Here is a 2,616-nt window from a genome sequence, read left to right on the forward strand (position 1 = left end):
TTGACACGCTGTTGAGTTCTCAAGAATCAGACACACACCATCAACCACACCCACACACGCAGGCCCGGCCTCCGGGGCAACCCTTCAAACTTACTCACCGACCCCACCGGAGTCAAATCCGCGGCCCGCCCAGAAGAGCGGTCCCGACATGCTCCGAGATGGCCTCGGCTGGCGATGTTTCCCGACCTCAGGTCGGGTTCGACATCGACGTCAGGCCCCCGGTCCCGGCCGCCGCGGGCGTCCGTTCCGCCCGGTCGGGCTGACGTCGTAACGTTAGCCCGACGACCCGGACGAAGACAAATCCGTCCACGCCGCCCGTCGACGCCGGCCGACCTGCGTCCGGGAGCAGGCGCAGGACCAGCGGCCCAGGGCTCCGTCGGGTCAGGCGATGCGGTCGATGACGATGGGGTCGAGGACGGGCCGCGACCCCTCGGGAGCCACGGTGATGCCGCCATCGAGCGCCGCGATCGCCCTCTCGAAGCGCTCCGGCTCGTCGGTGTGCAACGTCAGCAGCGGCTCTCCCCCGCGGACCGTGGCCCCTGGCTTGTAGTGGATCTCCACTCCGGCCCCCGCCTGCACCGGGTCCTCCTTGCGGGCCCGCCCGGCGCCGAGCCGCCAGGCGGCGACACCGACGGCGAGCGCGTCGAGCTCGACGAGCACGCCGTCGGCGGGTGCCAGCACGTGGTGGGTCTCCCTGGCCGTCGGCAGGGGCGCGTCGGGGTCTCCCCCTTGGGCGCGGATCATCCGGCGCCAGGCGTCCATGGCTCGGCCGTCGCGCAGGGCGTCGGCGGGATCGACGTCGACACCCGCCGCCTGCACCATCTCCCGGGCCAGCGCGAGGGTCAGCTCGACGACGTCCTCGGGCCCCCCGCCCTCGAGCACCTCGACCGACTCGCGCACCTCGAGCGCGTTGCCGGCCGTGAGGCCGAGGGGCGTGCTCATGTTCGTCAGCAGCGCGACGGTCTTCACGCCGGCGTCGGTGCCGAGGCGCACCATCGTCTCCGCCAGCTCGCGCGCCTGACCGAGCTCCTTCATGAACGCGCCGGAACCGACCTTGACGTCGAGGACCAGCGAACCCGTCCCCTCGGCGATCTTCTTGCTCATGATGGAGGTGGCGATGAGGGGGACGCACGACACCGTGCCGGTCACGTCGCGGAGGGCGTAGAGCTTCTTGTCGGCGGGTGCGAGGCCGGATCCTGCGGCGCAGATGACGGCTCCGACCTCCTCGAGCTGGGCCAGCATCTGCTCGTTAGTCAGGTCGGCCCGCCAGCCGGGGATCGACTCCAGCTTGTCGAGGGTGCCCCCGGTGTGGCCGAGCCCTCGTCCGGACAGCTGTGGCACCGCGACGCCGCACGCGGCGACGAGCGGTGCGAGCGGGAGCGTGATCTTGTCGCCGACCCCACCGGTCGAGTGCTTGTCGCTCGTCGGGCGAGACAACGAGGAGAAGTCGAGCCGCTCCCCCGAGCGGATCATGGCGTCGGCCCACCGGGCGATCTCGCGGGCGCTCATGCCGTTGAGGTAGATGGCCATCGCCAGGGCGGACATCTGCTCCTCGGCGACGACACCGCGCGTGTAGGCGTCGATGACCCAGTCGATCTGGGCGTCGGTCAGCTCGGACCGGTCCCGCTTGGCGGAGATGACGTCCACGGCATCGAAGGCTTCGCTCACGGCGCCATCATTCCCCAGCGCGGCGCGCTCCGGGGCCGGGAGCCGGTCTCACGCCTGCGCGGCGTCGAGGTCGGCGCGCCCGAACGCCTGCGGCAGCACCGCCGACATCGGCAGCACGCCCTCCGGCGTCATGAGCAGGCACTCCGGACCGCCGTTCTCCCAGAGCAGCTGACGGCAGCGTCCGCAGGGCATGAGGGGCCGGCCGTCGGCCCCGACGCAGAACACGTGGGTCAGGCGGCCGCCGCCGGTGGCGTGCAGCTCGGAGACCATGCCGCACTCCGCACAGAGCGCGACGCCGTAGGCGGCGTTCTCGACGTTGCACCCCGCCACGACGCGTCCGTCGTCGACGAGGCCGGCGACGCCGACCCGGAAGTTCGAGTACGGCGCGTACGCGCGCTCCATGAGCTCGACCGCCCGACGCCGCAGCGCGTCCCAGTCGACGGGCGTCGGCTCGCTCATGTGGCCTCGCCCTTGCGGTAGACGACGCCGTCGGCCGCCGGCATACGCAGGCGTTGCGAGGCGAACGCGAGGACGAGCAGCGTCGCGACGTACGGCGTCATGCCGGTGAACTGGTTCGGCACGGTGTCGGACAGGAGGAACCACGTCATCGCGAGGACACCCATGACGACCGTCGGCACGCCGGCGAGCGGCTTGCCCCGGCGACGACGGACGACCTGCCAGATGCCCCAGGCGACGAGGCCGACCGCGATCGGCAGCAGGTAGGCGTGCACGACGTCGCCACCGCCGCGCAGCTGGACGGCGTCGGTGTAGCCGAAGAGGGCCGCGCCGCCGGCCAGACCTCCGGGGCGCCAGTTGCCGAAGATCATCGCGGCGAGGCCGATGAAGCCACGACCGCCGGTCTGGCCCTCGCGGTAGAGGTTGCTGGCGACGAGGACGAGGAAGCCGCCCGCGAGGCCCGCGAGCCCACCGGAGACGAGGACGGCGGAG

At 71.9% G+C, this 2,616-nt stretch carries 2 protein-coding genes and 1 pseudogene; all 3 read right to left on the reverse strand.

The annotated features are described in order from the left end of the window. Positions 1-381: 381 nt before the first annotated feature. Positions 382-1,668 (reverse strand): thymidine phosphorylase, encoded by a 1,287-nt coding sequence (locus tag ACR9ZK_RS21295; RefSeq protein WP_481343963.1) that lies wholly within the window; start codon positions 1,666-1,668, stop codon positions 382-384. A 48-nt stretch (positions 1,669-1,716) separates the two neighbouring features. Beyond that, the gene (locus tag ACR9ZK_RS21300; RefSeq protein ID WP_481343964.1) at positions 1,717-2,127 is read right to left on the reverse strand and encodes a cytidine deaminase; all 411 of its coding nucleotides are present in this window, start codon (positions 2,125-2,127) and stop codon (positions 1,717-1,719) included. Next, positions 2,124-2,616: pseudogene (locus ACR9ZK_RS21305) on the reverse strand (ABC transporter permease); the annotation flags it as partial. The gene ACR9ZK_RS21300 and the pseudogene ACR9ZK_RS21305, both read right to left, overlap by 4 nt.

Source organism: Monashia sp. HAY1-5C (assembly GCF_056755255.1).

Coding starts and splice junctions, on each gene's coding strand:
- ACR9ZK_RS21300 (WP_481343964.1), bottom strand. CDS start 2,127: ATGAGCGAGCCGACGCCCGTCGACTGGGACGCGCTGCGGCGTCGGGCG.